This window comes from Streptomyces sp. NPDC029014 (assembly GCF_055564695.1).
Genome location: NZ_JBVHVT010000028.1, coordinates 1 through 17,800 on the forward strand (window position 1 = coordinate 1; position 17,800 = coordinate 17,800).

Genomic DNA, 17,800 nt, shown 5'->3' on the forward strand with positions numbered 1-17,800 from the left:
TTGGCGTGCGCGTGGTCGCGCAGCGACATGATCAGCAGCTTCGGGGACAGCGGCTTGCCCGTGTTCCACGCCGGGCACTGCGACTGGCAGCGACCGCACTCGGTGCACGTGGAGAAGTCGAGGATGCCCTTCCAGGAGAACTGCTCGACCTGCGAGACACCGAAGACGTCGTCCTCACCCGGGTCCTCGAAGTCGATCTCCTTGCCACCCGAGGTCATCGGCTGCAGCGCACCCAGCGCGCTCGCGCCGTCGGCGTTGCGCTTGAACCAGATGTTCGGGAAGCCGAGGAAGCGGTGCCAGGCGACACCCATGTTGGTGTTCAGCGAGACGGTGATCATCCAGATCAGCGAGGTGCCGATCTTGATCATCGCGGTGAAGTAGATGGCGTTCTGCAGGGCCGGCAGCGACAGGCCCTTGAAGGCCAGCACCAGCGGGTACGACACGAAGTACGCCGGCTCGTACGAGTCGACGTGGTGGATCGCGCCCTCCAGGCCGCGCAGGGCCAGGATCGCGAGGCCGATGGTGAGGATGACGTACTCGACGAAGTACGCCTGCCAGGCCTTGGAGCCCGCGAAGCGCGACTTGCGGCCCGCCCGCGACGGCAGCGACATCAGGCGGATCGCCATCAGCACGACGATGCCGACGACCGTCATGAGGCCGATGAACTCGATGTACAGCTCGAACGGCAGGAAGCCGCCGAGCACCGGCAGCGTCCAGTCGGCCTGGAACAGCTGGCCGTACGCCTGCGCCAGCGTCGGGGGCAGCGTCAGGAAGCCGATCGCGACGAACCAGTGCGCGAAGCCGACGATGCCCCAGCGGTTCATCCGGCTGTGCCCGAGGAACTCCCGGACCAGGGTGATGGTTCGGGCCTTCGGGTCGTCCGTGCGGCTGCCGGCCGGCACGGGCTGTCCGAGCTTCACGAACCGGTAGATCTGCGCCACGGCTCGGGCGAGCAGCGCGACGCCGACCACGGTGAGGACCAGCGACACGATGATCGCGGCGAGTTGCATGGGAGGGCTCCTCGGGCGGAACTTACTAAGCAGTAACTTATTGAGTCAAGGCTTGAGGTTACCCATTCTCCGCGCCGCAATGTAGGTGAGCGTGCGGTGATCTGTGTCGCTCAGGCATGCCTGTGTTCACGGGCCGCCCGAGGGGTCTGCGCCAGGATTGCGAGATCCATCCCCAGCCAATGGCTCTCCACATAGTGCCGGTCCAGCAGGGCCATCTCCTCCCAGGGGAGGTCGGAGCGTGCACTCACCTGCCACAGACCGGTCATTCCGGGGCGAACCAGCAGCCGGTCCGGCCGGTCGGTCCGCGCCTGGGGGCGCGGCCCGACCAGTGACATCTGCCCCCGCAGCACGTTCAGCAGCTGGGGCATCGCGTCCAGCGTGCAGCGGCGCACCACCCGGCCGATCCGGCCGGCCCCCGCCGTGCGCAGCCGCCAGGTGCGGAACGTGCGGCCGTCGAGCCCCGCCACCGGCTCGCGGGCGAGGACCCGGCCGCGCCCCCCGGCCGCGCACAGCAGGGCGGCGGCGATGAGCAGCGGCAGCAGGAAGGCGCACAGGAGGGTCGCGGCCCCGAGGAGGTCGACCGCCCGCTTCGCCGGATAGGCGGGGCGCCGCGGCAGCCGGAGCGGCCGCGGCGGGCGCAGGGTGCGGTCGGGCGGCGGGGAGGGCCTGCGTGCGGGGCGCCGGACCGGGAGGAACGTGAGCGGCGGCAGCGGCATGCAGGCACCGTGCCCTGCCCCGGTGGCGGTTCCTGGATGCCGCGCAGCGGCAGGGGGTGTGCGTCGCCCACTCGGCCCCGCCCCGTCAGGGTGTCGGGCCCCGCCCCGCCCGTCGTGTCGGCCCCGCCCCGCTGGAGATCCGCTCGCGGATGAGCGTAAGAACGGGATAAAAGTTGAGTCGACCCCACTCACCTCTGTTGACGCAGGACGAGGCGTCGGGCACTCTTGAGCCTGTTCCACTCAAGTCAGCTGGAGGAATTGAAATGGCACGTGCGGTCGGCATCGACCTGGGCACCACTAACTCCGTCGTCAGCGTTCTCGAAGGCGGCGAGCCCACCGTCATCACCAACGCCGAGGGCGCCAGGACCACGCCGTCCGTCGTCGCCTTCGCCAAGAACGGCGAGGTCCTCGTCGGCGAGGTCGCCAAGCGGCAGGCGGTCACCAACGTCGACCGCACCATCCGCTCGGTGAAGCGCCACATGGGCACCGACTGGAAGATCAACCTGGACGGCAAGGACTTCAACCCGCAGCAGATGAGCGCCTTCATCCTGCAGAAGCTGAAGCGCGACGCCGAGGCCTACCTGGGTGAGAAGGTCACCGACGCGGTCATCACCGTCCCGGCGTACTTCAACGACTCCGAGCGTCAGGCCACCAAGGAGGCCGGCGAGATCGCGGGCCTGAACGTCCTGCGCATCGTCAACGAGCCGACCGCCGCCGCCCTGGCCTACGGCCTGGACAAGGACGACCAGACCATCCTCGTCTTCGACCTCGGTGGCGGCACCTTCGACGTGTCGCTGCTGGAGATCGGTGACGGCGTCGTCGAGGTCAAGGCCACCAACGGTGACAACCACCTCGGTGGTGACGACTGGGACCAGCGCGTCGTCGACTACCTGGTGAAGCAGTTCGCGAACGGCCACGGCGTCGACCTGTCCAAGGACAAGATGGCCCTCCAGCGCCTGCGCGAGGCCGCCGAGAAGGCGAAGATCGAGCTGTCCTCCTCCACGGAGACCACGATCAACCTGCCCTACATCACGGCCTCCGCCGAGGGCCCGCTGCACCTGGACGAGAAGCTCACCCGCGCCCAGTTCCAGCAGCTGACCTCGGACCTGCTGGACCGCTGCAAGGTGCCGTTCCACAACGTGATCAAGGACGCGGGCATCGCCCTCTCCGACATCGACCACGTGGTCCTCGTCGGCGGCTCCACCCGCATGCCGGCCGTCGCCGAGCTCGTCAAGGAGCTGACCGGCGGCAAGGAGGCCAACAAGGGCGTCAACCCGGACGAGGTCGTCGCCATCGGCGCCACCCTCCAGGCCGGTGTCCTCAAGGGTGAGGTCAAGGACGTCCTGCTCCTCGACGTGACCCCGCTGTCCCTCGGCATCGAGACCAAGGGCGGCATCATGACCAAGCTCATCGAGCGCAACACCACGATCCCGACCAAGCGCTCGGAGATCTTCACGACGGCCGAGGACAACCAGCCGTCCGTGCAGATCCAGGTCTACCAGGGCGAGCGCGAGATCGCGGCGTACAACAAGAAGCTCGGCATGTTCGAGCTGACGGGCCTGCCGCCGGCCCCGCGCGGCGTCCCGCAGATCGAGGTCTCCTTCGACATCGACGCCAACGGCATCATGCACGTGACCGCGAAGGACCTGGGCACGGGCAAGGAGCAGAAGATGACCGTCACCGGCGGCTCCTCGCTCGGCAAGGACGAGGTCAACCGCATGCGCGAGGAGGCCGAGCAGTACGCGGAGGAGGACCAGCGCCGCCGCGAGGCCGCCGAGACCCGCAACCAGGCCGAGCAGCTCGTGTACCAGACGGAGAAGTTCGTCAAGGACAACGAGGACAAGGTCCCGGGCGACGTGAAGACCGAGGTCGAGGCCGCCGTCGCCGAGCTGAAGGAGAAGCTCAAGGGCGAGGACACGGCCGAGATCCGCACCGCGACCGAGAAGGTCGCCGCGGTCAGCCAGAAGCTCGGCCAGGCGATCTACGCCGACGCCCAGGGCGCCCAGGCCGCCGGCGGTGCCGGTGACGCGGGCCAGGCCAAGGCCGATGACGACGTGGTCGACGCCGAGATCGTCGACGACGAGAAGCCGAAGGGCGGCGCGGCCTGATGCCGGAGGAGACCGCGGGTTTCGAGGAGAAGCCCGAAGTCCCCAACGGCGCGACCCCTGAGGACGCCGCCGAGCCGAAGACCGCCGACTCCTCCTCCGAGGAGCCGGCGGCCCCGGCCGGGGACTCCGGAGCCCAGTCCGACCAGTCCACCCCCTCCGCCCAGGGCGCGAACGCGGCCCTGGTGGCGCAGCTGGACCAGGCCCGTACGGCGCTCTCCGAGCGCACCGGTGACCTCCAGCGGCTCCAGGCGGAGTACCAGAACTACCGTCGCCGCGTGGAGCGGGACCGCATCGCCGTCAAGGAGATCGCGGTCGCGAACCTGCTGACCGAGCTGCTCCCGACCCTGGACGACATCGGCCGGGCGAGGGACCATGGCGAACTGGTCGGCGGTTTCAAGTCGGTGGCCGAATCGCTGGAGACGGCTGCGGCCAAGCTGGGCCTCCAGCAGTTCGGCAAGGAGGGCGAGCCCTTCGACCCGACGATCCACGAGGCCCTGATGCACTCGTACGCGCCGGACGTCACCGAGACGACCTGCGTGGCGATCCTGCAGCCCGGGTACCGGATCGGCGAGCGCACGATCCGCCCCGCGCGGGTCGCGGTGGCCGAGCCCCAGCCGGGTGCGGCCCCGAAGTCCGAGTCCGGGGAGGGCGACACGCCTTCGGACAAGGACGCGGATGCAGCCGACAAGGGCTGACGTCCGTAAAGCTGATCATGTGACGGCACGAGAGGAGGGACGCCGGGGATGAGCACGAAGGACTTCGTCGAGAAGGACTACTACAAGGTCCTCGGTGTCCCCAAGGACGCCACCGAAGCGGAGATCAAGAAGGCGTACCGGAAGCTCGCCCGCGAGTTCCACCCGGACGCCAACAAGGGCGACGCCGAGGCCGAGGAGCGCTTCAAGGAGATCTCCGAGGCGAACGACATCCTCGGTGACGCCAAGAAGCGCAAGGAGTACGACGACGCCCGCGCGCTGTTCGGGAACGGTGGCTTCCGCCCCGGTCCCGGCGCTGGCGGCGGCTCCTTCAACTTCGACCTGGGCGACCTCTTCGGGGGTGCCCAGGGCGGCGGCGCGGGCGGCTTCGGCGGCGGCGGCCTCGGCGACGTGTTCGGCGGCCTGTTCAACCGGGGCGGCGCCGGTCCGGGAACCCGGACCCAGCCGCGCCGGGGCCAGGACATCGAGTCCGAGGTCACCCTCTCGTTCACGGAGGCGGTGGACGGGGCCACGGTCCCGCTCCGGATGTCCTCCCAGGCCCCCTGCAAGGCCTGCTCCGGCACCGGCGACAAGAACGGCACCCCCCGGGTGTGCCCGACCTGCGTCGGCACCGGCCAGGTCTCGCGGGGCAGCGGCGGCGGCTTCTCGCTGACCGACCCCTGCGCGGACTGCAAGGGCCGGGGCCTGATCGCGGAAACCCCCTGCGAGGTGTGCAAGGGCAGCGGCCGCGCCAAGTCCTCGCGGACCATGCAGGTCCGGATCCCGGCGGGCGTCTCCGACGGCCAGCGGATCCGGTTGCGCGGCAAGGGCGCGCCGGGCGAGCGCGGCGGCCCGGCCGGCGACCTGTACGTCGTCGTCCACGTGGGCAGCCACCCGGTCTTCGGCCGCAAGGGCGACAACCTGACGGTGACCGTCCCGGTGACGATCTCCGAGGCGGCCCTGGGCGCCGACATCAAGGTCCCGACCCTGGGCGGGCCCGCGGTGACGCTGAAGCTGCCGCCGGGCACCCCGACGGGCCGCACCATGCGGGCCCGCGGCAAGGGCGCGGTCCGCAAGGACGGCACCCGCGGCGACCTGCTGGTGACGGTGGAGGTCGCGGTCCCGTCCGCGCTGACGGACAAGGCCCGCGAGGCGTTGGAGATGTACCGCGACGCGACGGAGTCGGACGACCCGCGTGCCGCGCTGTTCGAGTCTGCGAAGGGAGCATGACATGGACGGCCGCCGACGACAGCCCCGCTTCGGTGGCGGGGCCTACGAGTTGACCGACGAGACCCCGGTCTACGTGATCTCGGTGGCCGCCCAGCTCTCGGGTCTGCACCCACAGACCCTGCGCCAGTACGACCGCCTCGGTCTGGTCTCCCCGGACCGCACGGCGGGCCGCGGACGGCGATATTCGGCCAGGGACATCGAGCTGCTCCGCACGGTGCAGGCGCTGTCCCAGGACGAGGGCATCAACCTGGCCGGCATCAAGCGGATCATCGAGCTGCAGAACCAGGTCGAGGCCCTCCAGCAGCGCGTGGCCGAGCTCTCGGCCGCGGTCGAGGGCGCGGCCGCCGTGATGCAGCAGCGCGAGGCCCAGGTGCACGCCTCGTACCGCCGCGACCTGGTCAAGTACCAGCCGCCGGTGGCCGGCAACGCCCTCGTCGTCTGGCGTCCCGCCCCGAAGCGGACGAACGACTAGCGGCGGCGCGGCGGCCCGCCGACGCGGCGACACGCCGACATGACGAAGGCCCCGCCCGGGTTCCTCCCGGGCGGGGCCTTCGGCGTCCTCGCGGCCGTCCCGCCTCAGCAGTCCGGCCCGCGCTCCTCCAGGATCCCGGACCGGGCGATGAGGAAGCCGAGTTGGGCGCGGCTGCCGCTGCCGAGGGTGCTGGCGAGCTTGGCGATGTGCGCCCGGCAGGTCCGTACGTTCATGCCCAGCCGGCGGGCGATGGCCTCGTCCACGTGCCCCTCGACGAGGAGCTGGGCGATGGTGCGCTGCACGCCCGAGATGCCGTCCCGGGTGGGCTGGTAGGTCACTTCCTCCTGCAGCGGCACCGCGCGGTGCCACAGCTGCTCGAACACCTTGATGAGGTAGTCCACGAGCCCCGGGTGGCGCAGCTCCAGGGCCACCTGGCGGTCGTCGCTGGCGGGGATGAAGGCGACCGTGCGGTCGAAGATGATGAGCCGTTCGAAGAGCTCCTCCAGCGTGCGCACCTCGACCTTGCCGGCCTTGAGGATGTCGACGTACGCGAGCGTGCCCCGGCTGTGGCGGACCGTGTGCTGGTAGAGGGTCCGGATCCGGACACCGCGGTCGGTCAGCGGCTGGTCGCGCTCCAGGGCTTCCGTAAGCTCCAGGCTGGGGCGGGCGCCGCCGGGCTGGACGGTGAGCATCTCGGTGTGGCACTCGGCGGTGGCCAGGTTGAGGGCGGCGTTGATGGCGTCGAAGCCCTCCAGCACGGTGATGGCGTGGGTACTGGCCGGAGCCTGCGCACTGATGGCGAGAAACGGCTCGAACGCTTCGGAGAGTTCGAGAGAATCGCGGTGCCGCTCGCGGATCTCGCGTTCGATCGGATGCAGCCGCTGGGCCAGCGCAACCGCCGGTGGAACCGGGCGCAGTGAATTGACGTCATCAGGATCCGGCTGGAGCAGGGCCAGGTCGAGCAGGCAGGGCGCCGCTTCCACGTCGCCACGTGCGATGCGACCGGTCCGCAGCGCGCTCGTGTAGAGGCGCGCTCCTTCGGAGCACAGGTTCGCGACCGAGTGGGGATGTGTCGCTTTTGTTGTGTTTATTGTCAAATCTCCACCCCCCAGGGTCCTGAACATGCAAGAACATGATGCATCGTCCCTGTGGCAGCGACGTGCCTGAATGAGCCATCGTCTGACAGGCGGGGGAGAGGATTTCATCAAGTGAGGACGAAGCCGACCATGAACAAGAGAATGCTTCGCTCGGCGCTTGCCACCGTCATCTTCTCGGCTGTGGCCGGTCTGGGACTCGCCGCAGCCGCGCTGGGGGGCGCCGGAGGTGCCGCGGACATCCAGGCGGAGGACAGCGGATGGCGCGAGCCCTCGGCGGACAGCGGATGGCGTGAGGCCCCGCTGGACAGCGGGTGGCGCTCGACCCCCGCAGATGCCGATTCCGCAGCCCTTGTCGTGGAGAGCACGGTATGACCCCCGATGACCGCGGCTTCCGCCGCGAAATGGCTTCCGCCTATCGCTCCGGCTGGCAGTTCATCGACCTCGCGACGGCCATCCCCCAGGTCGGCGACTCGCTGATGGTCACCCTCTTCGGCCAGCCCATCGTGATCACGCGGGAGGAGGACGAGGACGTGCGGGCGTACCGCTGCCTGCGCCGCCCCCGCGGCGCGCCGCAGCCGGTCCGCTGCGAGGTGCGCTACGGCATGGTCTTCGTGAACCTCGATCAGCGGGACCACCAGCTCTTCGAACCCGACATCACCACCGCCACCCCCCGCAGTGCCTGAAGCGATTCCCCCGTCGTTGCAGATCGCTCCAGGTGCTTCCCCCACACAACGGCGCCATCGTGGACCTGACCACGATGGCGCCGTTGTGATGTCGGCGTCCAGTGGTCGAACCGGACAAGGCGAATCCTGAACCGTCCGGTCCGCACCCCACCCCTCAGGCGCGGCCCATCGCCCGGTCCAGCGCGATCTCGATGACCACCCGGTCCGGGTTGGGCGAGGGCGTCCGCCCGTACCGCTGCGCGTAGCGCGCCACCGCGTCCGCGACCGCCTCCTCGTCCGTGCGCACCACCGCGCGGCCCTCCAGCGTCGCCCAGCGGCGCCCCTCCATCTGGCACACCGCGACCCGCGCCGAGCCCGGCCCCACCGCCTGGGCCGCCAGCACGTTGCGGACCTTCTTGCTGTGCTTGTTGCTGATCACCCGGGCCAGGCCGGCCTCCGGGTCGTACGTCACCCCGACGGGCACCACGTGCGGGGTGCCGTCCGGGCGCGGGGTGGTCAGCGTGCAGACGTGCCGCTCCCGCCAGAAGGCGAGGTATTCGGGCGTCGGGTTGAGTACGTCATGGGACATGCGCAGAGCGTACGACTCCGCGTCCGGAAACCCGCCTCCAGCTGCCTTGAGTGGAATAGACTCAACTTTACGCACGTTGAGTGTGTCAATCGCCTGATGCAGCCCCGACACGGATGCACCGCACGGAGAGGAGAAGCCGCACGTGGACGCCGAGCTGACCAACAAGAGCCGGGACGCGCTGAACAACGCCACCAACCGCGCAGTCAAGGACGGCCACGCCGACCTGAGCCCGGCACACCTGCTGCTGGCCCTGCTCGCCGGCGAGGACAACGAGAACCTCACCGACCTCCTCGCGGCCACCGAGGCCGACCAGGCCGCCGTGCGCTCCGGCGCCGAGCGGCTCCTCGCCGCCCTGCCCAGCGCCACGGGCTCCACGGTCGCCCCGCCGCAGCCCACCCGCGACCTGCTCGCCGTCCTCGCCGAGGCCGACCAGCAGGCCAAGGAGCTCGGCGACGACTACCTCTCGACCGAGCACCTGCTCATCGCGATCGCCGCCAAGGGCGGCGCGGCCGGAGAGGTACTGTCCGCCCAGGGCGCGACGGCGAAGAAGCTGCTGGAGGCCTTCGAGAACGCACGAGGAGGACGGCGGGTGACCACCCCCGACCCGGAGGGCCAGTACAAGGCCCTGGAGAAGTTCGGCACGGACTTCACGGCCGCGGCCCGCGAGGGCAAGCTCGACCCCGTCATCGGCCGGGACCACGAGATCCGCCGGGTCGTCCAGGTCCTGTCCCGGCGCACCAAGAACAACCCGGTGCTCATCGGCGAGCCCGGCGTCGGCAAGACCGCCGTCGTCGAGGGCCTGGCCCAGCGCATCGTCAAGGGCGACGTCCCCGAGTCCCTCAAGAACAAGCGCCTGGTCGCCCTCGACCTCGGTGCGATGGTCGCGGGCGCCAAGTACCGCGGCGAGTTCGAGGAGCGCCTGAAGACCGTCCTCGCCGAGATCAGGTCCAGCGAGGGCCAGATCATCACCTTCATCGACGAGCTCCACACGGTCGTCGGCGCGGGCGCCGGCGGCGACTCGGCCATGGACGCCGGCAACATGCTCAAGCCGATGCTGGCCCGCGGCGAGCTCCGCATGGTCGGCGCCACCACCCTCGACGAGTACCGCGAGCGCATCGAGAAGGACCCGGCGCTGGAGCGCCGCTTCCAGCAGGTCCTGGTCGCCGAGCCGTCCGTCGAGGACACCATCGCCATCCTGCGCGGGCTCAAGGGCCGCTACGAGGCCCACCACAAGGTGCAGATCAACGACAGCGCGCTGGTGGCCGCCGCGACCCTCTCCGACCGTTACATCACCTCCCGCTTCCTGCCCGACAAGGCCATCGACCTCGTCGACGAGGCCGCGTCCCGGCTCCGCATGGAGATCGACTCCTCCCCGGTGGAGATCGACGAGCTCCAGCGCGCCGTCGACCGCCTGCGGATGGAGGAGCTGGCGCTGAAGAACGAGTCCGACCCGGCCTCGCGCGAGCGCCTGGACAAGCTCCGCAAGGACCTCGCCGACAAGGAGGAGGAGCTGCGCGGCCTGACCGCCCGCTGGGAGAAGGAGAAGCAGTCCCTGAACCGGGTCGGCGAGCTCAAGGAGCGCCTCGACGAGCTGCGCGGCCAGTCCGAGCGCGCCCAGCGCGACGGCGACTTCGACACCGCCTCCAAGCTGCTCTACGGGGAGATCCCGGCCCTGGAGCGGGAGCTGGCCGAGGCCACCGAGGCCGAGGCGGAAGCGGAGGCCGCCAAGCGCACCATGGTCAAGGACGAGGTCGGCCCCGACGACATCGCGGACGTCGTCGGCGCCTGGACGGGCATCCCGGCCGGCCGGCTCCTGGAGGGCGAGACCCAGAAGCTGCTGCGCATGGAGGCCGAGCTGGGCCGCCGCCTGATCGGCCAGGGCGAGGCCGTGCGGGCCGTCTCCGACGCCGTGCGCCGCACCCGCGCGGGCATCGCCGACCCCGACCGGCCGACCGGCTCGTTCCTCTTCCTCGGGCCGACCGGCGTCGGCAAGACCGAGCTGGCCAAGGCGCTCGCGGACTTCCTCTTCGACGACGAGCGGGCCATGGTCCGCATCGACATGTCGGAGTACTCCGAGAAGCACAGCGTGGCCCGCCTCGTCGGCGCCCCGCCCGGCTACGTCGGCTACGAGGAGGGCGGCCAGCTGACCGAGGCGGTGCGCCGCCGCCCGTACTCCGTCGTCCTGCTGGACGAGGTCGAGAAGGCCCACCCGGAGGTCTTCGACATCCTGCTCCAGGTCCTCGACGACGGCCGGCTCACGGACGGCCAGGGCCGCACCGTGGACTTCCGCAACACCATCCTCATCCTCACCTCCAACCTGGGCAGCCAGTTCCTGATGGACCCGGGCACCTCGGCGGAGGAGAAGCGGGAGCGGGTCCTGGAGGTCGTCCGGGCCTCCTTCAAGCCGGAGTTCCTCAACCGGCTCGACGACCTCGTCGTCTTCTCCGCGCTGACCAGGGACGAGCTGGCCCACATCGCCGAGCTCCAGGTGGGCAGTCTCGCCCGGCGCCTGGCCGACCGCCGCCTGACCCTGGACGTCACCCCCGAGGCCCTGGCCTGGCTCGCGGACAAGGGCAACGACCCCGCGTACGGCGCCCGCCCGCTGCGCCGCCTGATCCAGACGGCGGTCGGCGACCGCCTCGCCAAGGAGATCCTGGCCGGCGAGGTCCGCGACGGCGACACCGTACGGGTGGACGTGGCCGGCGACGACCTGCTGGTCGGCAAGGCCCTCTGACGGCCCCCGGGCGGGCCCCGGCCGGGGTACCGCGGCAGTGCCGCACCCCCGCCGGGGGCCCGTCCCTGTCCGCTCGGAGCGGATCGGACGTGTGGGGCTGGACACGGGGTAGGAGGGATGGGGGAGGATGACAGCATCCGCACGAAGGGAAGAACACGGTGAGCATCGACCCGGCCTCGATTCCGAATTTCGGAGGGCAGCAGCCCGAACCGCAGGCCACAGGACCGGCGGGCCCCGTGGTCCCGGACCAGGATCTGGTCAAGCAGCTGCTGGAGCAGATGGAGCTCAAGTACGTCGTCGACGACGAGGGTGACCTCGCGGCGCCGTGGGAGGAGTTCCGCACCTACTTCATGTTCCGTGGCGAGAACGAGCAGCAGGTCTTCTCCGTCCGCACCTTCTACGACCGCCCCCACGCCATCGAGGACAAGCCGCAGCTGCTGGAGTCCATCGACGACTGGAACCGCCGCACCCTGTGGCCGAAGGTCTACAGCCACACCCACGACGACGGCTCCGTCCGCCTGATCGGCGAGGCGCAGATGCTGATCGGCACCGGCGTCAGCCTGGAGCACTTCGTGTCCTCCACGGTCAGCTGGGTCCGTGCCTCCATCGAGTTCGACAAGTGGCTCGTGGAGCAGCTCGGCCTGGAGAAGGACCTCGACTCCGCCGACGGCGAGGGCGAGGACACGGACGGCGAGGACAGCTAGTCCCGCCCCCGCCCCGCGCTCAGGGAGGCATCCTGGCGATCACCAGGAGGTACACCCCGTAGCCGTACGAGAGCCCGGCCAGCCCCGCGGTCGCCAGCACCGCGGAGCACGGTCGGGCTCGCGCCATTGCGGCGGCCGGCGCCAGTAGCAGCGGAACGCGGGCAGCAGGAAGCGCGGCTTCGACTCGAAGTAGCCGGCCCCGCCCAGCGAGATCACCAGCAGCACCGCGGTGTACATCAGCAGCGGCAGGGGTACCGGCAGCCGCCCGGCCAGCAGCAGCCCCGCCGACAGCAGGGCCGCGCCCAGCAGCACGGCCGTCACGGTGGTGCCGAGCGGCACGGGCCGGCCGGTCAGCAGCTGCCGGACGGAGTCCCAGGAGTGCCCCGCGCACCCCCAGCGGGCTGCGCCCGGCCCACCAGGCCGCGGCGCAGAGCACGAGGGCCCCGCCCGCAGCCCGCCCGCCGAACCCCGGCCGAACCCCGGATGAAGACCTCCCGCCGCTCAGCGCGCGAGCGCCCCCAGCCGGTCCACCGCCTCCTTCAGGACCTCGGTGCGCTTGCAGAAGGCCCAGCGGACGTGGGTGGCGCCGGCGGAGCGGTCGTCGTAGAAGACCTGGTTCGGGATGGCGACCACGCCGCACCGCTCCGGCAGGGCGCGGCAGAACGCCAGGCCGTCCTTCTCGCCGAGCGGGGTGATGTCGGTGGTGATGAAGTACGTCCCCTGCGGGCGGAACACCTCGAAGCCGGCGGCGGCCAGGCCCTCGGAGAGGAGGTCCCGCTTGGCGGCCAGCTCGGCGCGGAAGCCGTCGTAGTAGGCGTCGGGCAGGTCCAGGGCCTCGGCGATGGCGTACTGGAACGGGCCCGACGCCACGAAGGTCAGGAACTGCTTGGCCGAGCGGACCGCCGCGACGAGCTCGGGCACGGCGGTGATCCAGCCGACCTTCCAGCCGGTGAACGAGAACGTCTTGCCCGCGGAGGAGATGGTGACCGTGCGCTCCCGCATGCCGGGCAGCGAGGCCAGCGGGGTGTGGACGCCGTCGAAGACCAGGTGCTCGTACACCTCGTCGGTGACGACCAGCAGGTCCCGCTCGACCGCCAGCTCGGCGACGGCGGCCAGCTCGGCCGGGCCCAGCACGGTGCCCGTCGGGTTGTGCGGGCTGTTCAGCAGCAGCAGGCGGGTGCGCGGGGTGACCGCGGCGCGCAGCTCGTCGAGGTCGAGGGCGAACGCCCCGGCGTGCGGCCGCAGCGTGACCGGGACCCGGGTGGCGCCGGCCATCGCGATGCACGCCGCGTACGAGTCGTAGTACGGCTCCAGGGCGACGACCTCGTCGCCCGGTTCCAGCAGCGCCAGCAGGGAGGCGGCGATGGCCTCGGTCGCGCCCGCCGTGACCAGCACCTCGGTCTCCGGGTCGTAGGACAGGCCGTAGAACCGCTGCTGGTGGCGTGCGACCGCGGCCCGCAGCTCCGGGACGCCGGGGCCCGGCGGGTACTGGTTGCCGAGCCCCGTGAGTACGGCGCGGGAGGCCGCCTCGGCGATCTGCGCGGGGCCGTCGGTGTCGGGGAAGCCCTGGCCGAGGTTGATGGACCCGGTCCGGGCGGCCAGGGCCGACATCTCCGCGAAGATCGTCGTGCCGAAGGACGCCAGACGGCGGTTGAGGTGGGGGCGGCGACCGGCCGCGGGAGCGCTCATGGCCGTCATCCTGGGGGGAACCTCTGGACTTGCTCAAGTGCGCTTTGGATGCCGTGGCGCGCGGGCATCCCCCTGGCACGCGGGACGGGGGGTCCCGCTCCCCCGGGAGACCGGGGCCGTCACAAGGAGGTCGAAGGACCGTGCTCCTGGCCTTTTTCATCCTGCTCGGTATGTTCGCCGTCGGCGTCGTGGTGCTCCTGGCGATCGCCGGCAGCCGTGCCACCGCCGCCTCCAACCGGTCCAAGGTGTCGCTCTCGAAGGGCCGCCGCAGCTCCCGGAGCACCTGGAGCAGCTCCCGCCGCAGCTCCCGGGACAGCTGGTGGGCCGGCGGCTCGGGCGGCGGCGGGGCCGGCTGCGGCTCCTCGTCCTCCTGCGGCGGTTCCTCGTCGTCCTGCGGAGGCGGGTCCTCCTGCGGCGGCGGATGCGGCGGCGGCAGCTGAGGGCGGGGACGGGCGGGGACGGGCGGGGTCGGCCCCGACCCGCGTCCGGGCTCCGGGCCCGTCTCCGGGCCCGCGACCGGCCGGTTCGGCGGAGCCGGTGAACACGTGAACTGTGGAGCCCCCGCGGGGATGTAAACCCAACCATGTTGGGTAAAAACGCTGTGAGTGCCGTGCCTTTCATGATTCCCTCGGTTGAGTAGACCAGTCCCCGGACCCTCCCGGGACTTCCTGTGGACCCGAGCCGGTGTCCCCCCACCCGTTGACTACCGCTGGCGGGGTCCGGCCCCTCTCCCTCGCGCGTTTGCGGAGCCGACTCATGCTCACGACCCTCCAGACCACCTACACCGACACGCGTGCCGCCGACCTCGCCTGGGCCCTGGGTCGGGACCGGCTGCCCGCCCTGGCCGTGCTGAACCTCGAACTGGCGGGCGCAAAGGTGGAGTTGCGCCTGCTCGGGGCCTCCCACCAGGTGCTCCTCGAGGAGGGCGCGGTGCTCTGCTCGGAGACGGTCGCCTGCATGCCCGGTAGCCGTACGCCGCTGCCCCTCGGCGTGGCCAAGCGGATGACCGGCTGGGAGTACGAGTTCGCCGCGCGCGTCGAGACCCTGTCGCAGGGGTCGTTCGCGGGACGGGCGCAGGAGCTCCTCGCCCTGGTCGCGGATCACCCGAACGGACTGGCCGGAACCTTTCCGGGCAGCCCGCACGCCTTCACCGCGATGCTCGCGCAGCGCCACGAAGGGCAGGTCCGTTGGCGGACCTGGCACGCGTACCCGCAGGAAGGCCAGTTGGTGGCCACTCGAACGAGGGTCGGTGTGCGCGCCGGCGCACCCGCGGGCAGCCGGGAGCCCGCCGCCCGGTGACCGGGCTCCCGGCCCGGCGGGCGCCGCGCGCCGGCCTCGCCCGTACGGTCCACCGGTTGCGCCAACTGGCGGGAGCGAAACCGGACTTACACCCATGTGGGTGACCTGATGTGTGTGGGCGGTGACGTACGGTTCGCTGCATGATCGACCGTTCCGTCCCGCGCCGGGTGCTCCCGGCCCCGGAGCCGCGGGGCACGGAGACCGTCCCGGCCGCCCTTCCCGTACGGCCCCGGACCGGCCGACTCCTCGTCCTGGCCACCGTGTTCGTCTGCGCCGCCTGCGGTCTCGTCTACGAGCTGGAACTGCTCGCCCTCGGCTCCTACCTGATCGGCGACTCCGTCACCCAGGCATCCGTCGTCCTGTCCGTCATGGTCTTCGCCATGGGCGTCGGCTCCCTGCTGGCCAAGCGACTGCGGACCCGGCCCGCCTTCGGATTCGCCGTCATCGAGGCGGCCCTCGCGCTGCTCGGCGGACTCTCGGCCATGGCGCTGTACGCGAGCTTCGCCTGGTTGGGCGAGTCCCGGCCCGCGCTCGTCGCCTTCTCCTTCGTCATCGGCGTGCTCATCGGCGCGGAGATCCCGCTGCTGATGGTCCTCATCCAGCGGATCCGCCGTCAGGACGCCGGCGGGGCCGTCGCCGACCTGTTCGCCGCCGACTACGTGGGCGCGCTGGTCGGCGGCCTCGCCTTCCCCTTCCTGCTGCTGCCGGTGCTCGGCCAGCTCACCGGCGCCACGCTCACCGGCACCGTCAACGCCGTCGTCGGTGCCGGCCTCGTCCTGTGGCTGTTCCGCCGCGACCTGAGCCGCCGCTCCCGCTGGCTGCTGATCTGCATGAACGCCGCCGTCCTGGCCGCCCTCGGCTGCGCCACCGCCCTCGCCGGCGACTTCGAGCAGGTCGCCCGGCGCGCCGTGTACGGCGGCGAGGTGCGCGTCGCCCGCCAGACCGGGATACAGGAGCTCGTCCTCACCGGCCCCGCCACCGGCTCCCCCCGCTCCCTCGACCTGTTCCTCGACGGCCGGCTGCGGGTCAGCGGCTACGACGAGTACCGCTACCACGAGGCCCTCGTCCACCCCGCGATGACCGGCCCGCACCGCCGCGTCCTGGTCCTCGGCGGCGGCGACGGGCTCGCCGCCCGCGAGGTGCTGCGCCACCGCGACGTCGAGTCCGTCACCGTCGTCGAGCTCGACCCCGGCGTGGTCCGCCTCGCCCGCACCGACCCCATGCTGTCCGCGCTCAACGGCCGGGCGCACGAGGACCCCCGCCTCGGCGTCGTCACCCAGGACGCCTTCCACTGGCTGCGCGGCCCCGCCGCCCACCGCCGCTTCGACGTCATCGTCTCCGACCTCCCCGACCCGGGCATCACCCCCAGTACGAAGCTGTACTCGCAGGAGTTCTACGGGCTCGCCGCCCGCGCCCTGGCCCCCGGCGGGCGGATCGTCGTGCACGCCGGCCCGCTGGCCACCCGCCCGCACACCTACTGGACCGTCGAGGCCACGCTGCGCGCCGCCGGCCTGCGCACGGTGCCCTACAGCGCGGGCGGCCGCCGCTCAGGCTTCGCCGCCGGCCCGGACCGCAGCCCCGGGACGACCGACGCGCCGCCGCAGGACTGGGGCTTCGTCCTGGCCGCCCGCGACCGGGCCCCGGAGCTGCGCGTCGACCCGGACGCGCCGGGGCTGCGCTCGCTGACCACGCAGTCCCTGCGGGACGCGGCCCGCGACGCGGAGCGGATGCGGGTGGCGGGGCTGCCGCCGTCCACGCTGCCCCACCCGCGGTACTCGTGACCCGCCCCGGGCGGGCGTGCGCACCGGAGCCCCGGCCGGGACACGGAACCGGTGACCTGCCGACCGGGTGCGCCGGGGGATGTCGTCGGTAGGCTCGACCGCATGGAGCATCAGGTGTTCGTTCCGGTCCCCGCAGACCGTCTCCGCGCCGTGCTGCGCGACCCCGCCCGGGTGGCCCGCTGCGTACCGGGGCTCCAGCCGGACACGGCCCCGCAGCCGGGGGCCGGGCAGCCGGTGTCGGGCCGGCTGAAGCTGAAGGTCGGCGCGAACACCGTCACCTACCGCGGCACCCTGTCCGTCACCGAGAGCGACCCGGACCACTTCACCGTGTCCGGCGAGGGCGCCGAGCTCCGGGGCGGCGGGACCGTCACGCTGACCGTGGGGCTGCGGCTGGTGGCGGCCGAGGGCGGGACCTCGCTCAAGTTCACCGCCGGGGGCGAGGCCGGCGGGCGGGCCGCGGGCTTCGCGCCGGAGGCGGTGCGGGCCGCCGTGCAGCGGCTGCTGGACCGGACCGCCGCACAGCTGGCGGTACGGGCGGGCGACGAGGACGAGCGGGGAGAACAGGGCGAGGACGGCGGCCGGGGCGAGCGGCGCGGGCCGGCCGGGGCCGCGGGCCCCGACGCCGAGGAGCCGCCTCCCGCCCCGGACCAGCTGCCGGAGGAGGCCCTCGGCGGCATCGGTGACCTCGACGGCCTCGGCGAGCTCGGCGCCCTCGGGGACCTGGAGGACATCGGGAGCGCCTCCGACTTCGGGGAGCTGGACCGCCTGCGCGGCGTCGAGGCCTTCGCCGGCCCCCCGCAGCCCCCCGCCGAAGCCGCCCACGCCCGCCGCACCATGATCGGCCGCAGCGCCGAGGAGGTCGACCACGCGCCGCCGCGCGGCCGCTACGCCCCGGTCCCCGCACCCGCGTCCGCCGCCGCCGGCGCGGGCCTGCGCTGGATCGCCCCGGCCGCCGCCCTCGCGCTGGCCTCGGCGGTCGTGCTGGGCCGGGCCCTGCGCAGGCGCCGCTGATCCGCC

The 17,800-nt window shown here is 72.1% G+C and carries 17 protein-coding genes and 1 pseudogene; 12 read left to right on the forward strand and 6 right to left on the reverse strand.

Annotated elements, in window-relative coordinates; genetic code table 11:
- Positions 1–1,010, reverse strand: a pseudogene (locus tag ACZ4VL_RS17215) (iron-sulfur-binding reductase); the annotation flags it as partial.
- Between the two features lie 110 nt (positions 1,011–1,120).
- Positions 1,121–1,726, reverse strand: a complete 606-nt coding sequence (locus ACZ4VL_RS17220) for a sugar transferase (protein ID WP_468200370.1) — start codon at positions 1,724–1,726, stop codon at positions 1,121–1,123.
- A 263-nt stretch (positions 1,727–1,989) separates the two neighbouring features.
- Between ACZ4VL_RS17220 and dnaK the strand changes: the two genes are divergently transcribed.
- The 4 genes from dnaK to ACZ4VL_RS17240 are packed head-to-tail and all read left to right on the forward strand — an operon-like array spanning position 1,990 to position 6,228.
- Positions 1,990–3,834: a molecular chaperone DnaK gene (dnaK, locus tag ACZ4VL_RS17225; protein WP_468200371.1), complete on the forward strand. Its 1,845-nt coding sequence runs from the start codon at positions 1,990–1,992 to the stop codon at positions 3,832–3,834.
- The gene (gene grpE, locus ACZ4VL_RS17230; RefSeq protein WP_404236823.1) at positions 3,834–4,529 is read left to right on the forward strand and encodes a nucleotide exchange factor GrpE; all 696 of its coding nucleotides are present in this window, start codon (positions 3,834–3,836) and stop codon (positions 4,527–4,529) included. Before dnaK ends, grpE begins: the two co-directional genes overlap by 1 nt.
- 48 nt (positions 4,530–4,577) lie before the next feature.
- The gene (gene dnaJ / locus ACZ4VL_RS17235) at positions 4,578–5,756 is read left to right on the forward strand and encodes a molecular chaperone DnaJ (RefSeq protein WP_404236821.1); all 1,179 of its coding nucleotides are present in this window, start codon (positions 4,578–4,580) and stop codon (positions 5,754–5,756) included.
- 1 nt (position 5,757) lies between these two features.
- A complete protein-coding gene (locus ACZ4VL_RS17240) occupies positions 5,758–6,228 on the forward strand; it encodes a heat shock protein transcriptional repressor HspR (RefSeq protein WP_361097072.1) in 471 nt (156 codons plus the stop codon).
- Between the two features lie 104 nt (positions 6,229–6,332).
- Here the strand turns inward: ACZ4VL_RS17240 and ACZ4VL_RS17245 are convergent, their stop codons facing one another.
- Positions 6,333–7,352: a helix-turn-helix transcriptional regulator gene (locus ACZ4VL_RS17245; RefSeq protein WP_468200374.1), complete on the reverse strand. Its 1,020-nt coding sequence runs from the start codon at positions 7,350–7,352 to the stop codon at positions 6,333–6,335.
- Positions 7,353–7,454: 102 nt separating this feature from the next.
- Here ACZ4VL_RS17245 and ACZ4VL_RS17250 point away from each other — a divergent pair, with 102 nt between their 5' ends.
- Both ACZ4VL_RS17250 and ACZ4VL_RS17255 read left to right on the forward strand, forming a co-directional pair.
- Positions 7,455–7,697: a hypothetical protein gene (locus tag ACZ4VL_RS17250; RefSeq protein WP_468200375.1), complete on the forward strand. Its 243-nt coding sequence runs from the start codon at positions 7,455–7,457 to the stop codon at positions 7,695–7,697.
- Positions 7,694–8,008, forward strand: a complete 315-nt coding sequence (locus ACZ4VL_RS17255) for a Rieske (2Fe-2S) protein (protein ID WP_114053450.1) — start codon at positions 7,694–7,696, stop codon at positions 8,006–8,008. Before ACZ4VL_RS17250 ends, ACZ4VL_RS17255 begins: the two co-directional genes overlap by 4 nt.
- 154 nt (positions 8,009–8,162) lie before the next feature.
- Here ACZ4VL_RS17255 and ACZ4VL_RS17260 read toward each other — a convergent pair whose 3' ends face one another.
- Positions 8,163–8,576: a pyridoxamine 5'-phosphate oxidase family protein gene (locus tag ACZ4VL_RS17260; RefSeq protein ID WP_361097082.1), complete on the reverse strand. Its 414-nt coding sequence runs from the start codon at positions 8,574–8,576 to the stop codon at positions 8,163–8,165.
- A gap of 142 nt (positions 8,577–8,718) precedes the next feature.
- Between ACZ4VL_RS17260 and clpB the strand changes: the two genes are divergently transcribed.
- Positions 8,719–11,310: an ATP-dependent chaperone ClpB gene (gene clpB / locus ACZ4VL_RS17265; RefSeq protein WP_468200377.1), complete on the forward strand. Its 2,592-nt coding sequence runs from the start codon at positions 8,719–8,721 to the stop codon at positions 11,308–11,310.
- 158 nt (positions 11,311–11,468) lie between these two features.
- Positions 11,469–12,014, forward strand: a complete 546-nt coding sequence (locus ACZ4VL_RS17270; protein ID WP_468200379.1) for a type III secretion system chaperone family protein — start codon at positions 11,469–11,471, stop codon at positions 12,012–12,014.
- Positions 12,015–12,053: 39 nt separating this feature from the next.
- On the opposite strand, the gene ACZ4VL_RS17275 is transcribed toward ACZ4VL_RS17270, so the two are convergent.
- Positions 12,054–12,353: a hypothetical protein gene (locus tag ACZ4VL_RS17275; protein ID WP_468200381.1), complete on the reverse strand. Its 300-nt coding sequence runs from the start codon at positions 12,351–12,353 to the stop codon at positions 12,054–12,056.
- 162 nt (positions 12,354–12,515) lie between these two features.
- Positions 12,516–13,712 carry a pyridoxal phosphate-dependent aminotransferase gene (locus ACZ4VL_RS17280; protein WP_468200382.1) on the reverse strand — a complete coding sequence of 399 codons (1,197 nt, stop codon included), beginning with the start codon at positions 13,710–13,712 and terminating at the stop codon, positions 12,516–12,518.
- 131 nt (positions 13,713–13,843) lie between these two features.
- On the opposite strand from ACZ4VL_RS17280, the gene ACZ4VL_RS17285 reads away from it, so the two are divergent.
- The 4 genes from ACZ4VL_RS17285 (at position 13,844) to ACZ4VL_RS17300 (ending at position 17,794) form a co-directional block, all read left to right on the forward strand.
- Complete coding sequence (locus ACZ4VL_RS17285) at positions 13,844–14,143, forward strand: hypothetical protein (RefSeq protein WP_468200384.1); 300 nt, start codon at positions 13,844–13,846, stop codon at positions 14,141–14,143.
- A 316-nt stretch (positions 14,144–14,459) separates the two neighbouring features.
- Positions 14,460–15,002: a DUF2617 family protein gene (locus ACZ4VL_RS17290; protein WP_468200386.1), complete on the forward strand. Its 543-nt coding sequence runs from the start codon at positions 14,460–14,462 to the stop codon at positions 15,000–15,002.
- Between the two features lie 140 nt (positions 15,003–15,142).
- A complete protein-coding gene (locus ACZ4VL_RS17295) occupies positions 15,143–16,783 on the forward strand; it encodes a polyamine aminopropyltransferase (protein ID WP_468200388.1) in 1,641 nt (546 codons plus the stop codon).
- 102 nt (positions 16,784–16,885) lie between these two features.
- A complete protein-coding gene (locus ACZ4VL_RS17300) occupies positions 16,886–17,794 on the forward strand; it encodes an SRPBCC domain-containing protein (RefSeq protein WP_468200389.1) in 909 nt (302 codons plus the stop codon).
- Positions 17,795–17,800 lie beyond the last annotated feature (6 nt).